This window comes from [Clostridium] polysaccharolyticum, from assembly GCF_900111595.1.
GTDB lineage: Bacteria > Bacillota > Clostridia > Lachnospirales > Lachnospiraceae > Clostridium_AI > Clostridium_AI polysaccharolyticum.
Map to the genome: position 1 here is coordinate 64,100 of NZ_FOHN01000001.1, position 14,566 is coordinate 78,665.

Consider the following 14,566-nt stretch of genomic DNA (forward strand, 5'->3'; position numbering starts at 1 on the left):
AGTAGCAGGGAGAAAATGAATCGAAATAAAAAATATAATAATTACTATGATTACAGTCTATTGTTCCTGACCGTATTTCTCTCTTGTTTTGGGCTGGTTATGATATACAGTACAAGTGCTTACACGGCACAGGTGAAATTTTCAGACGAAGCATATTTTCTGAAAAAACAGCTTGTAGCTGTTATTGCAGGTGTAATTGCCATGGTTGCAGTTTCTAAAATGGATTATCATATTCTTATGAAAAAATTACCGGTTTTACCAGTTAAGCTTGTGACAGCTGGCTATTTTATAGCCATCGGCCTGCAGGTGTTTGTATTGCTTTTTGGCAAGGAAGTAAATGGAGCAAAGAGATGGATTAATCTTGGACCGCTTGGAACATTTCAGCCTTCCGAGGTGTCTAAGGTCGTGACGATTGTATTTGTTGCTTATATTGTTAATCTGCTTCCAAGAAGCCTTAACCGTATGGGGGGGTTTATTCGTGTCATGGTATTTCTGCTGCCCGTCATTGGACTGATTGCAGCAGAAAATTTAAGTACCGCTTTAGTTGTATCTGCGATTTCTGTGGGGATCTGTTTTGTAGCTAGCAAAAAGAAATGGTATTATCTGGTATTTGGAATAGTTTTTATAGCGGCTGTTGCGGCATACATAGCATTTGGAGATGCTTTCCGAAGTATTCGTATCCAGGTCTGGCTTGATGTAGAAAACCATACTCAGGGCTTTCAGATCTTACAGGGGCTTTATGCCATTGCATCTGGCGGACTATTTGGTACTGGGCTTGGAAACAGCATGCAGAAGCTGGGCTTTATCCCAGAATCCCATAATGATATGATTTTTTCGATTATCTGCGAAGAACTTGGCTTATTTGGAGCGGTCGCAGTCATTCTGCTGTTTGTATTGCTAATCTGGCGTTTGTTTATAATTTCTATTAACGCACCCGATTTATATGGAGGCCTCATTTGTACGGGAATCTTAATTCATATTGCCGTACAGGTTATTATAAATGTAGCTGTGGTATCGAACTCTATTCCATCTACAGGGATTCCTCTTCCATTTATTAGTTATGGTGGAACTTCCATAGCAATTCTGCTGGCAGAAATGGGGCTGGCACTTAGTGTTTCCAATCAAATTCGTACTGAGCGTGGATAGATGTTCACGAAGTTGCATGGAATTCATATAATGTAGTATAGTTCAAAGCTTTATGGGGTGTGTACCCAATGGCAGTTCTCAAAATTAAGGGTGGAAAGAAGTTAAGCGGCGAAGTGAATGTGCAAGGTTCCAAAAATGCGATACTGCCTATGCTGGCGGCATGTATTTTGTGTAAAGACTTCGTCCGTATTCGCCATTGTCCGAAGATTAGTGATGTTTATGCCATGATACATCTTCTCGAAACATTAGGCTGTGATGTAACATGGGAGGACGATGCAGTTGTGGTTGATGCCAGAACGATACAGTCTGCGAAATTAGTGGAACAGCAAGCAAGAGTTATGAGGTCATCAATTATTTTAGCAGGAGCTATGCTGGGCAGGGAAGGAAAAATTGAAATTTCTTACCCAGGAGGTTGTTCTATTGGAACACGTCCGATAAATCTTCATTTGAAAGCATTTCGAAAAATGAATGTGCAGATTACAGAGACTGAGGAAAATATGATATGCACCACTAGCCGGTTAACTGGAGAGGACATAGAATTAGACTTTCCGAGTGTTGGAGCAACAGAAAATGTTATTCTGGCGGCTGTATTGGCCGATGGAATGACTACATTAAGAAATGCAGCACGGGAGCCTGAAATTGTAGAACTGTGCAAGTTTCTTAGAAAAATGGGAGCATCAATTACTGGAGAGGGAAGTGAAAGGATTGTTATTAAAGGTGTGACGTCACTTCATGGAGCAGATTATCAGGTAATGTGTGATCGAATTGTGCTAGGTACTTATATTGCCGCAATTGCAGGTGCAGGTGGTGAGGCTGATATAAAAGTAAATTGCGTATCACAGCTTGGAGAAGTCTGTAAAGTATATGAACAGATGGGAGTTACCATTGAAAAAACGGATAGTGGATTGTATGTACAATCACCAGGAAAGCTAAATAAAGTAGATTTAATCCGAACCAGGCCTTATCCAGGGTTTCCGACAGATATGCAGTCTCAGACTATGGCAGTTTTAACCAAAGCACAGGGAACCAGTATTATTATTGAAAACCTGTTTGAAGGCCGATATAAGACGGTAAGTGAATTACGAAAGATGGGAGCCTCTATTACAGTGGAAGGCAGAGCCGCCATTATCAAAGGTGTCAAAGCTTTGACAGGTGCCAATGTCGAAGCAAAAGATTTAAGGGGCGGAGCAGCTCTGATTATTGCTGGCTGTATGGCAGAAGGCTGCACAACGATAGCTGATATTCAGTATATTGAACGTGGTTACGAAAATATCGTAGATTGTTACAAAAAACTTAATGTAAATATTACATTAGCATAATCATATTGTAGGAGCATGATAGAATGAGTATAGTGAGGAAGAATGAAAATAAGGTACAAAAGAATATCCGTATCGTTATCACAACAGTCTCTGTCATGCTAGTGTGTATTTTTTTTATTAGTCTAAGTGGCTTTTTTAAAATGAAAGAACTGCAGATTACAGGATGTGGTTACTATACGGAGGAAGAAATCACAGACAGGTTTCAACATTCCGTATTTGATAAAAACACGATTATCTTTTATATAAAGTATAAGTTCTTTAGAAATGTATCAATACCTTTTGTAGATGGGTATGATATGGATTTTGTCAGCCAGAATAAAATCCATATTAATATATATGAAAAATCAATCAAATCATGCATGAAATATATGGGAGAATATTTCTATTTAGATAAAGATGGTACCATTGTGGAAGTATCAGAAGAAAAAGTTGATGGGGTACCACTTGTGACAGGAATTCACTTCCAGACTTTGGATCTGCATGAAAAATTACAAATAGACGATCCGTCTTTATTCCGTACGATACTAGCAATATCGAATCTTATAGAACGCTATAAGTTAGATATTGATAAAATATATTTTAACTATAGATATGAAGTAACTCTTTATTCAGGACAGGTCAAAATTCTTCTAGGAAAGAAAAAATACTATGATATGCAGATAGCTGACCTTACTAATATACTTCCAATTGCAAAAGAGAAGAACTTAAAAGGTGTCTTAGACATGGTGGAATATACAGGAGATCAGAACAAAATAATTTTTAGGGAAGATTAAATTTCTTATCAGAAAGGGTTGATTATTTATTGGAAAAAATATATTATATAATATAGGTTTTATATGCTTATATTATATGAATAATGGGATATTAGGGATTTTTTAATATATAAAAGGAGGAAGTACCTTGCTTGAAATAAGAACAAACGAGTCTGAATCAGCTGCAAAGATTCTTGTAGTTGGAGTCGGTGGAGCAGGAAATAATGCCGTAAACCGAATGATTGAAGAGAGCATTGCAGGGGTTGAATTTGTCTGTGTCAATACGGACAAGCAGCATTTAAAAACCTGCAAGGCACCAACGTGTATTCAAATTGGAGAAAAACTGACAAAGGGGTTAGGAGCAGGTGCTCAGCCAGAGGTTGGCCAGAAAGCTGCTGAAGAGAGCCGTGATGAACTGGCTGAAGTGATTAAAGGATGCGATATGGTATTTGTTACCTGTGGAATGGGTGGCGGTACTGGAACAGGTGCTGCTCCTGTAGTAGCACAGATTTCCAAGGAACTGGGGATCCTGACAGTAGGCATAGTAACAAAGCCATTTAAATTTGAAGCAAAAACACGTATGAATAATGCTGTCAGTGGAATTGAAAGATTAAAGCAGAATGTAGATACTTTAATTGTAATTCCTAATGATAAGTTATTAGAAATAGTAGACCGCCGTACTACTATGCCAGATGCACTGCGTAAAGCAGATGAAGTACTGCAGCAAGGTGTGCAAGGAATTACGGATTTAATTAATGTACCCGGTCTTATTAACTTGGACTTTGCAGATGTACAGACTGTAATGAAGGACAAAGGTATTGCACATATTGGAATTGGTGTCGGACATGGAGATGAGAAATGCGTGGATGCTGTAAAGCAGGCTATTTCAAGTCCGCTTCTTGAAACAACAATTGAGGGTGCATCTCATGTTATTATAAATGTTTCAGGAGATGTAAGTCTGTTTGAAGCCAATGAAGCTGCCACTTTTGTACAGGAATTAGCTGGAGAAACAGCGAATATCATTTTTGGTGCAATGTATGATGAAACAACACCAGATCAGGCAACTATAACCGTAATTGCAACAGGTTTAGAACAGCAGGGAAATCCGATTGCAGCTCCATCTTTTGTAAATGCTACAGCACCAAAGGCAAATGCACATGGATTTGCACAACAGGCTCAGCAGGAAACGCCAGTGTACCACAGGGTACAGTCCAGTGCAGTTGCTGCAAAGCAGGCACCTACACAAAGGCCGATTGTATCTCAAGGAACTATGAATAGTTCTTTTGCTTCTGCACAGTCTGTAAAGCCGGTTTTAAAGACTGAGTCAGAGCATGGAGGAATTAAAATTCCTGAGTTTCTGCAAAGAAATCGTAAATAAGCAATTATAGATATAAAATATAATTATATATTGCAATAGGAAAAGCATCTGTTGATAGAATACTGTCTTGCAGTGGATAAACTTCACACTAGACATAACTTGAGACGGAATGCTTTTTTTATATAAAAATAATGTAAAAAAAAGGAAATGAAAAATATGAATAAGATTCCATATTTTGACATATTAAAAACAAGTTTTGATTTATAATAGCTTTTGTAATTTAGAGAGAAAGTGGAGGTGAATATTGGAGCTCATTGTATACATGGATCTCGTCTTTTTAGTAAGTGTAGTCATGGATTTCATTATACTCTTTATTATGAAAGAGCTGCTCCATGAAACTGCAGCAATGCTAAGATTGAGTCTGGCAGCAATAATTGCTTCTTTCGGAAGCTGTATTCTTATCATGTTCTCAATACCAGTGGCATTCAGATTTATATGCTTATATGGAATCGTAAGTACTGTTATTCTAAAAATTGCATTTTCCATAAAAAATAAGAAGGACTATATAATCAAGTTATTTACTTTCTTTGGAGTTGCATTTTTCGTAGATGGATTTCTGGATTTTTTTCGGAATCATCTATCTATGGAGCGGTATTATGGTGCTTTGCTCCAAGGCACTATTTTTGAGCGTATTTCGGTTATTCGCCTAATTGCGGGAATTGGATGTCTAATTGTATGTTATCCAATTGTGGCTTTTCTGGTGTGTCTGGTGAAAGAGAAGGTTCTGCTGCTTCGAAATGTAAAGATGGTACATCACGGCCTGCAGATAAAAGCAACAGCATTGTTAGATACTGGTAATATGCTGTTTGACCCGCTGAGTGGTGAACCTGTGATTATAGCAGAATTTAGTCTGGTAAGAAAACTTTTTACTCCTAAGCAGCAGTTAAAGCTGGTGTCATACATGGAAATGAATCGGGCTATGCAAGAGGGTTATAAGTATAATGAACTTTCAGAAGAGGAGCCAGTCCGTTTTAGGATGATACCATTTCATTCTGTTGGAAAGGAATCTGGCATGCTGGTTGCAGTGCGGCTTGATTTAATTATGATAGGTGAACAGTCTGGATGGAAACGTAGGGAAAAAGTTCTGATTGGCTTGTATCCTGGCAGATTATCAGCCAAAGAATCATATCAAGTAATATTACATAGCGATTTAATTTAGTAAAGAATTCGTAAATGAAACAGGGGGAACGTCATGCTTCTTAAAATATCATTGCCAAATAAATTTCAATTTCGTGTAATACCTGATTTAAAACAGATATTAATGGGTCAAAGAGGAGATATTCATTACATAGGAGGTGCCGAGGTTTTGCCTGCGCCATTGGATGCAGAAGAGGAAAGTGCAGTTATCCGCTGTCTTAGAACAGATAAAGATACGGAAGCAAAAGCAATTTTAGTAGAACATAATTTAAGATTAGTAGTTTATATCGCCAAGAAATTTGATAATACAGGAATCGGCGTGGAAGATTTGATTTCTATTGGAACAATAGGACTTATTAAAGCGATTAATACATTTAATCCAGAGAAGAATATTAAACTGGCAACATATGCCTCACGATGTATTGAAAACGAAATCTTAATGTATCTAAGGAGAAACAGCAAAACAAAGATGGAGGTGTCCATTGATGAACCTTTAAATGTGGACTGGGATGGAAATGAACTGCTTCTGTCAGATATTCTGGGGACGGATGAAGATATTATCTATCGGAATTTAGAAGATGAAGTAGACAGAAAACTGTTGAATAAAGCATTAAATAAGTTAAGTGATAGAGAAAGAATGATTGTGCAGCTTCGTTTTGGACTGAATACAGAGGATGGAAATGAGCGGACACAAAAAGAAGTCGCTGACTTGCTTGGAATTTCACAGTCTTATATATCAAGATTGGAAAAAAAGATAATAAAGAGATTGAAAAAGGAAATGCTAAAGCTGGAGTAGGAGTATATGTGTATATGAGAGGCTTCTGTAAGGCAGCCTTTTTATTTGATAAGAAAGTTCTCTGCGACTCCTTCCCTATCAAATAAAAAGTGCCCTAAAAAAGAAGGGCACAGGATGTACACAGATGGGTAAGGAAGATAGTCGCTAAAAAACAGCGACAGCTAAAAAACAGCGACAGCTAAAAAACAGCGACAGCTAAAAAACAGCGACACCCATCTGGCACGGCAAAGTCTGAGTTCCTTCGAGTACATTCCAGTTGCGAGAGTCTGAGGAACTCACACTTTGTTCTGGAACAGATATAGCATGGAAATGTGTTATAAATGTAGCAATAACAGATTGAAATATAGCAACTATTGTAAGGAAAGAGTAAAAAAAAGGAGTTATACTTGTATAGCGACGATAATACTAATATGAAGGAGGTTATATGGTATGAAATGCAAAAAAATGATATCAAGTATTATGTCACTTGTAATGGTAGCATGTTTAGCCACAGGCTGTGGTGGTGCGGCTAGTACATCTTCAGATGGCTCAAAGTCGGCGAATGGGGTGAAAGAAATTTCGTGGATGTTCTGGGATGACCTTGATGCTACAGAGGATTTAATGTCAAAAGGTTATGCACAGGTAATTGATCGCTTCAATGAAGAGTATAAGGGGGTTTATCATTGTACGCCAATAACAACAAATTTAGACGAATACGACACAAAACTGAATGCTTTAGTTGCGGCAGGAAATGCACCAGATGTATTTATCTGTAACCCTGGACCAAATCTTACACAGTATGTAGAAGGTGGTCAGGCAGCTGACTTAACGGACATTTTAACAAATAAGGAAAAAGAATGGTATGATACTTTTTCAGATGGTATCTTTGAACAGTTGACTTATGATGGAAAAATATATGCAGTGCCAACCAATTTTGCTGCTGCTTTAGTATTCTATAATACGGAGATTTTTGAAAAAGTGGGAGTTTCGGTTCCTGCAACTTTCGATGAGTGGATTGACACTTGCAAGAAGATAAAAGATGCAGGTTACACCCCAATTGCTTGTTCAGCAGGAACAGCCTGGTGTCTTTCTATGATAGCAGGATATTTATGTGATCGTGCAGGTGGTCCTGACAATCTGCAGGGAATTAAAGATGGTACCTTAGACTGGACTAGTGAAACATTTATTAATGCAGGTAATAAGTTGAAAGAATTGTCAAAATACTTCCAGGAAACAGCTGCAGGTGATTCAAATGATCAGGCAACTGCAGAGTTTTACAATGAAGAAGCTGCAATGCTTGTACAAGGTTCATGGGTAATCGGACAGATGAATGGTGCTAGGCCAGAAATTGAAGAAAAATGTGGAGTATTTAATTTCCCAGAAATTCCTGGAGGAGCAGATCCGAATCGTATGATTGTAAAGACAGATAATCTTATTATGAGTTCTACTACCAAAAATCAGGATGCATGTATAGCATTAATGAAGATGTTTACAGATGAGACTGCACAGAAATATACAGCTGAAGTAAGTGGAAAAATACCTATCATTGATATTGATTATGACAAGGACAAAGCACCTAAGCAATTAAGTTATGTTTCTGAGATTTTGAAAAAATCCACAGGTACTTTGGGATTTTATAATGAATCCTTGGCATCTGTTGAAGCAGGAGATGCATTTGACAATGAGATGGTAGATATCTTCCTTGGAACAACTTCCGTAGAAAAGGCTTTCCAGAATGTTCAGGATTGGTATGACAAAAACGTCAGGAAAAAATAAGAGTTATTGGGGGATAAGTTATGGATAAAATATTTCGTGATAAGAAGGCTATAATTCTATTCATAGCTCCAGGTATTCTTTTGTTTACAGCAATTTTACTGGTACCAATTTGCCAAGCCTTTTTCTATTCGCTGTGTGATTGGAATGCACTGACAAAACCAGAATTTGTTGGTTTTGATAATTACATAAAATTATTTGCAGATGACGAAATTATGAGAATAGCCATTAAGAATTCCGTGTTCTTTACATTGTTTTCGGCAGTCACGCAGCAGATTTTAGGGCTGGCTTTGGCTGCTGTACTAACGAATGTGAAGAAAGGCAGAAATATATTTAAAAATATATATTATCTGCCAGTGGTATTATCTTCAGCTGCCCTTGGATTGTTATGGTCTTTCCTGTTTAATCCTAAGATGGGAATTAATCAGATATTAAAATTAATGGGAATTAAAGGTCCGCTGTGGCTTATGGATACAAAAGGATTTATTGTTTTGCCGATGTGGATGATAGCAGTTGTTGCGTTATGGCAATATGCAGGTTCTACCATGATGCTTTATATGGCTAGAATATCAGGAATTTCCAAATCATTATATGAAGCTGCTTACATTGATGGAGCAACAAGATTTCAGGCGTTTAAAAAGCTTACGCTGCCACTAGTGAAACCGATGGTTGCAACAACGCTATCCTTGAATTGTATTGGTTCCTTAAAATTTTTCGATCTGGTTTATAACATGACACAAGGTGGACCAAATCATAGAACGGAAGTGTTAGCCACTCATCTATACGACCAAGGTTTTAAGTATTTTAAATACGGGTACGCCAGTGCAATCGGAATTGTTCTTTTGATTATGTGCTTATCGGTTACCTTGGTGATTAGCAAATGCTTTAAGTCGGAAGATTATGAAATGTAAGGGGGAGAGAGGATGGGTAAAGTCAAAAGCAGAAACAAAAGAAAAGTCAAACCAAGCACAGTTATCGTGTATATAATTTTAACTTTACTGGCTGTAATCTATGTGGCTCCCTTAATTTGGATGGTAAGCGTTTCACTGAAGACAAATACAGAAATATTCCAGAATCCGTTTAAGTTACCAGCAGTATTTCAGTTTGAGAATTACAAGGTGGCTTGGACAACTGGTAAACTTGGAATTGCAAGTTTGAACTCTGTGATTGTCTGTGGAATATCTTTAATAATAACCATGCTGATTGGTTCAATGGCTGCATTTGCAATTGGACGAATGAAGTGGAAACTTGCGAATCATGTGCTGGCTTATTTCCTTTTAGGAATGATGATACCAGTTCATTGTGTATTAATTCCGTTATTCGTACATTTTTCGAATTTAGGATTAACGAACAGTTTAATCGGTCTTATTTTACCATATGTAACATTTTCTTTACCAATGTCAATCTTTATTATGGTAAACTTTTACCGGAATCTGCCGACGGAATTAATGGAAGCTGCCTGTATAGATGGCTGTTCTATCTATCAGGTTTTCTTCAAGATTGCATTACCGCTGGCTAAGACTGGATTATTTGTTACAGGTTTGATGACGTTCGTAAATAACTGGAATGAACTGTTACTTGCTATGGTATTTATATCTGATGTAACGAAGAAGACATTGCCAGTAACCTTAACCTACTTTGTTGGACCGTATCAGACCAATTATGTTCAGATGTTTGCGGCTATTGTGATTGCAATTGCTCCTTCTATTCTCGTGTATTCCTGTTTTAGTAATCAGATTGTAGAAGGATTAACTGCTGGAGCCGTGAAAGGCTGATTTAGAATTATAAGAAAAGAGCTGAAATGGTTAATATTTACATAAATTAAACTGAATAAATAAGAGCTGTATAGTAAATCCTTGTATATGTGACTGAAGAATAAAATGGCAGATTTGGGAGGTACTATATGGCTCTTTTTAAAGTTGAGATTTGTGGTGTAAATACGTCAAAATTACCATTACTTAAAAATGCGGAAAAGGAAGTGTTATTTAAACGCATCCAGAGTGGAGATAAGGAGGCAAGAGAACTTTATATAAAAGGAAATTTGCGATTAGTACTTAGCATTATACAGAGATTTTCCAATAGCAATGAAAATGTAGATGATCTATTTCAGATCGGGTGCATTGGCTTGATGAAAGCCATTGATAATTTTGATTTGACACAGAATGTAAAATTTTCAACCTACGCTGTCCCTATGATAATTGGTGAAATCCGAAGATATCTAAGGGACAACAATAGTATTCGAGTAAGTCGTTCATTAAGGGACACAGCGTATAAAGCAATTTATGCAAAAGAAGCTTTAACGAAAAAAAATGATAAGGAGCCTACCGTTAATGAAATTGCCAATGAAATAGGCATAAATTCAAAAGATATTATTTTTGCACTTGATGCAATTCAGAACCCAGTGTCTTTATTTGAACCTGTTTATTCAGAAGGCGGAGATACGCTGTTTATTATGGATCAGATAAGTGATAAAAAAAACAAGGAAGAGAACTGGGTAGAAGAAATATCATTGAAAGAAGCGATGGAAAGACTGCCTGACAGGGAAAACAATATTATTAAGCTTCGCTTTTTTCAAGGAAAAACACAGATGGAAGTTGCAGATGAAATTCATATTAGCCAAGCACAAGTAAGCCGTTTGGAGAAGTCGGCTTTAAAAAACATGAAAAGTTATTTATCAGAAAAATAAGGATGAATTTTTAATCTTTCTCATATAATACAAATAAGAAACTTCTTACGGGGTGAGTTTTCTGAGACTTTGGGAACTAAGGCAAAAAGAAGTCATCAATGTTGTAGATGGGCAGAAACTTGGATATGTATGTGATTTGGACTTTGACTTAGCATGTGGTGCTATCAACTGTATCATTGTGCCAGGTCCATGCAAAGTATTCGGGTTCATTGGAAGAGAAAGTGAATTCGTAATAGATCTCTGCGATATTGAAAAGGTTGGTGGGGATGTCATACTAGTTGACATTGATCCAGAGAAATGCTTAAAGAAGTGTTTATAGCCATAAGGAGAAACTCGGTTAGGGTTTCTCCTTTCTCTTGCGGATTTTTAAATTCTTGCGAATTTTTAAAACTTTGTTATAATAATTACATAATGCCATAAAAGAGGTGAATTGCCATGAAATGTCCGTATTGTGGAGAAGATAATACACGTGTAATTGATTCAAGGCCAGCAGAAGATAATAGTATTATCCGCAGAAGAAGACAATGTGACAGCTGCACCAAAAGATTTACCACATATGAAAAAGTGGAAGCTATCTCGCTGGTTGTCATAAAAAAAGATTTGAATAGAGAACCTTATGACAGAACAAAAATAGAAGCCGGTATTTTCCGTTCTTGTCACAAAAGACCGATTTCGGTGGACCAGATAAATGGAGTTGTAGATGAAATTGAAACAGCTATATTTAATATGGAAGAAAAAGAAATTCCAAGTTCTGAAATTGGTGAAATTGTAATGGATAAACTGAAAAATTTAGATGCAGTAGCATATGTAAGATTTGCTTCGGTATACCGTGAGTTCAAAGATGTTGCGACATTTATGGATGAAATTAAGAAAATTCTGGATAATTAAAAGTTTTATTTTGCTAGGAAACGTGATATACTGAACGGGATGAAGTGCTTTCATTGGAGTACAATGAAAGGAGTTATATGTTTAGTAAATCATATTGTGCAGCACTGCAAGGCGTGCATGTAAGTCTGGTGCAGGTCGAAGTGGATATGAGCGATGGCTTGCCGGTCTTTCAGTTAGTTGGATATTTAGGTTCACAGGTGAAAGAAGCGAGAGAACGGGTAAGAATTGCATTAAAGAATTCAGGGTACAAGCTTCCTGTGAAAAAAATTACAGTAAATTTGTCCCCTGCCGATATACGCAAGGAGGGTACAGCATTTGATCTGGCAATTGCCATATCGTTATTATGCAGTATGGGTGCAGTTTCGGCAGAGCGTCTGAAAAATATTCTGTTAGTAGGCGAATTGGGTTTAGACGGAACTGTTCACGATGTCAATGGTATTTTGCCAATTGTATATGAAGCACAAAGGCAAGGATATGAATGCTGTTATGTTCCTAAAGGAAATGAGGCAGAAGGAGCTGTGGTTAAGGGGATAAAAGTATATGGTGTAGAATCTCTCCAGCAGTTAGTGCGTTACTTGAATGGAGAAAATGAGATTATACAAGTTGTACAGTATTCAGAGAAAATAGTTAAGGAAGAATATACATATGATTTTAGCGAAGTAGCGGGACAGAAATTTTTAAAGAGAGCAATCGAAATTGCAGCAGCAGGACAGCATAATATTTTAATTGCAGGGCCGCCTGGAAGCGGGAAAACTATGCTTGCAAAGTGCATTCCCAGTATTATGCCAGAACTCTCTTTTGAAGAAGCATTAGAAATATCGAAAATATATAGTATTTCAGGATTATTGGATGAACATCATTCTTTTATTACACATCGGCCATTTCGTGCCCCACATCACACAATTACAGCAACAGCACTGGTTGGAGGCGGAATAATTCCAAAACCAGGAGAAATCAGCTATGCATCAGGCGGAGTCCTGTTTTTAGATGAATTAGCAGAGTTCAAAAGAAGCACCATAGAGGCTTTGCGCCAGCCTATGGAAGATGGGAGCATAACTTTATCAAGATTAAATATAAACTATCAGTATCCATCTGATTTTATGCTTGTAGGGGCAACGAACCTGTGCCCATGTGGATTTTATCCAAACCTGCATAAATGTAAGTGTACACAGCACCAGATACAGCGGTATTTAGGAAAGATAAGTAAGGCAATCCTGGATCGCATTGATATATGTGCAGAATCTATGGAAGTTCCATATAAAGAATTAAGCAGAGTGTCTGAAGAATCCTCTGCGGCTATAAAAAAACGTGTTAAGAGAGCAAGACAAATACAGAAAGACAGGTATAGGAAGCTGGATATCCAGTTTAATGGACAGCTTACGCCAAAACTAATAAAAGAGGCTATGGTGTTAAAAAGTGCAGAGGATGGATTTATGGAAGAAATGTATCAGAGGATGCATATGACAGCAAGATCCTATCACAGAATGTTAAAAGTCGCAAGAACCATTGCAGACTTAGAAGGAGAAGAAACAGTTGGAATGTCTCACCTAAAGGAAGCATTGTTTTATAGGGGAATGGACTCTGTTCTAAATGGAGGTGGCTGTGATGACTCGCAATGAATTATGGTTCTGGCTTTCTAATGCCAGTGGCATAGGATTAAAAAAGATAGAGTACCTCCTTGGACATTTTCAGCAGATTGAAGCAATATATGAGGCGTCATCAAAAGAATTATGTGCGGTAAAAGGAATTTCTGAAAAAGATGCTCTTGCACTAAAAAGGGAAAAGGAAGATTATAAAAGAAAATATCAGCGGATGAAGAAGCTTGGAATAGAATTTGTAGCAAAGGAAGATAAGAAATATCCTAAAAAACTGCATAATCTTTTGGATTCGCCATATGGAATATATGTAAGAGGTAATAATCCTGATGAGGAGAAAAAGAGCATAGCCATTATTGGGGCCAGAGATTGTTCGGTATATGGAAAGGAAATGGCGATCTGGTTTGCGAAAGAACTGTCTTTGTCTGGAATCCAGATAATAAGTGGCATGGCAAGGGGCATAGATGGATATGCGCATACAGGCGTTCTGACGCATGGCAAAGAAGAAGGAGCTGCTACATTTGCAGTACTTGGATCCGGGATTGATGTCTGTTATCCAAAAGAACACTACTGGATGTATAGGCGGATGCAGGAAGAAGGAGGAATTATCTCGGAATATGGTTTGGGAGTTGCGGCAAAGCCAGGGCAGTTTCCGATGCGTAACAGGCTCATTAGTGGCTTGTCCGATGGAATTCTTATTATCGAAGCAAAAGAGAGAAGCGGGTCCCTTATAACCGCTGATTTAGGTTTGGAACAAGGCAAAGATATTTTTTCTGTTCCAGGAAGAATAGGAGATGACTTAAGTTTTGGATGCAATAACCTTATAAAGATGGGGGCTTTCCTGGTCCAGTCCCCAAAAGATATTTTACAGCATTATCATTTTTCTATTGTGCCTCAGGGAAAAGTTCAGAAAAAAAGTAATTATATGCTTGAAACAAAGGAAAAAATAGTGTATGCTAATTTGAGTTATAATCCAAAGCACATTAATGAATTGATAGTGGATACGAAATTTTGTTTGAGCGAATTGATGGAAATTTTAGTTGCATTAGAGCTTAAGGGTTATATCAGGCAAGCTATGAAAAATTTTTATATCGTATGTAGCGATTAATATAAGGGA

General features: G+C 37.4%; 14 protein-coding genes. All 14 read left to right on the plus strand.

The features are described from left to right. The first annotated feature begins 15 nt into the window (after window positions 1–15). The 14 genes from BMY85_RS00275 (at window position 16) to dprA (ending at window position 14,557) form a co-directional block, all read left to right on the plus strand. Window positions 16–1,146: an FtsW/RodA/SpoVE family cell cycle protein gene (locus BMY85_RS00275; protein ID WP_092475247.1), complete on the plus strand. Its 1,131-nt coding sequence runs from the start codon at window positions 16–18 to the stop codon at window positions 1,144–1,146. A gap of 68 nt (window positions 1,147–1,214) precedes the next feature. Further along, entirely contained in the window at window positions 1,215–2,465 is a 1,251-nt protein-coding gene (gene murA, locus BMY85_RS00280; protein ID WP_092474768.1) for a UDP-N-acetylglucosamine 1-carboxyvinyltransferase, read from the plus strand. Between the two features lie 23 nt (window positions 2,466–2,488). After that, the gene (locus BMY85_RS00285) at window positions 2,489–3,238 is read left to right on the plus strand and encodes a cell division protein FtsQ/DivIB (RefSeq protein WP_092474771.1); all 750 of its coding nucleotides are present in this window, start codon (window positions 2,489–2,491) and stop codon (window positions 3,236–3,238) included. A 127-nt stretch (window positions 3,239–3,365) separates the two neighbouring features. Beyond that, window positions 3,366–4,595, plus strand: coding sequence for a cell division protein FtsZ (gene ftsZ, locus BMY85_RS00290; protein ID WP_092474774.1), 1,230 nt, complete (start codon window positions 3,366–3,368; stop codon window positions 4,593–4,595). Between the two features lie 244 nt (window positions 4,596–4,839). Beyond that, a complete protein-coding gene (locus BMY85_RS00295) occupies window positions 4,840–5,754 on the plus strand; it encodes a sigma-E processing peptidase SpoIIGA (RefSeq protein WP_092474777.1) in 915 nt (304 codons plus the stop codon). 33 nt (window positions 5,755–5,787) lie between these two features. Further along, window positions 5,788–6,528, plus strand: a complete 741-nt coding sequence (gene sigE, locus BMY85_RS00300) for an RNA polymerase sporulation sigma factor SigE (protein ID WP_092474780.1) — start codon at window positions 5,788–5,790, stop codon at window positions 6,526–6,528. Window positions 6,529–6,957: 429 nt separating this feature from the next. Then, complete coding sequence (locus tag BMY85_RS00305; protein WP_092474783.1) at window positions 6,958–8,283, plus strand: ABC transporter substrate-binding protein; 1,326 nt, start codon at window positions 6,958–6,960, stop codon at window positions 8,281–8,283. A gap of 20 nt (window positions 8,284–8,303) precedes the next feature. Further along, window positions 8,304–9,191 carry a carbohydrate ABC transporter permease gene (locus tag BMY85_RS00310; RefSeq protein WP_092474788.1) on the plus strand — a complete coding sequence of 296 codons (888 nt, stop codon included), beginning with the start codon at window positions 8,304–8,306 and terminating at the stop codon, window positions 9,189–9,191. A gap of 12 nt (window positions 9,192–9,203) precedes the next feature. Continuing rightward, the gene (locus BMY85_RS00315) at window positions 9,204–10,055 is read left to right on the plus strand and encodes a carbohydrate ABC transporter permease (protein ID WP_092474791.1); all 852 of its coding nucleotides are present in this window, start codon (window positions 9,204–9,206) and stop codon (window positions 10,053–10,055) included. A gap of 128 nt (window positions 10,056–10,183) precedes the next feature. Next, a complete protein-coding gene (gene sigG, locus BMY85_RS00320) occupies window positions 10,184–10,966 on the plus strand; it encodes an RNA polymerase sporulation sigma factor SigG (protein ID WP_092474794.1) in 783 nt (260 codons plus the stop codon). Window positions 10,967–11,018: 52 nt separating this feature from the next. Next, window positions 11,019–11,285: a YlmC/YmxH family sporulation protein gene (locus BMY85_RS00325; RefSeq protein ID WP_330387159.1), complete on the plus strand. Its 267-nt coding sequence runs from the start codon at window positions 11,019–11,021 to the stop codon at window positions 11,283–11,285. A 116-nt stretch (window positions 11,286–11,401) separates the two neighbouring features. Continuing rightward, window positions 11,402–11,854 carry a transcriptional regulator NrdR gene (nrdR, locus tag BMY85_RS00330; protein WP_092474797.1) on the plus strand — a complete coding sequence of 151 codons (453 nt, stop codon included), beginning with the start codon at window positions 11,402–11,404 and terminating at the stop codon, window positions 11,852–11,854. Between the two features lie 77 nt (window positions 11,855–11,931). After that, window positions 11,932–13,473 carry a YifB family Mg chelatase-like AAA ATPase gene (locus BMY85_RS00335; protein WP_092474800.1) on the plus strand — a complete coding sequence of 514 codons (1,542 nt, stop codon included), beginning with the start codon at window positions 11,932–11,934 and terminating at the stop codon, window positions 13,471–13,473. Then, on the plus strand, window positions 13,460–14,557 hold the full coding sequence (dprA, locus tag BMY85_RS00340; protein ID WP_177180556.1) for a DNA-processing protein DprA: 1,098 nt from the start codon (window positions 13,460–13,462) through the stop codon (window positions 14,555–14,557). Before BMY85_RS00335 ends, dprA begins: the two co-directional genes overlap by 14 nt. Window positions 14,558–14,566: the final 9 nt, after the last annotated feature.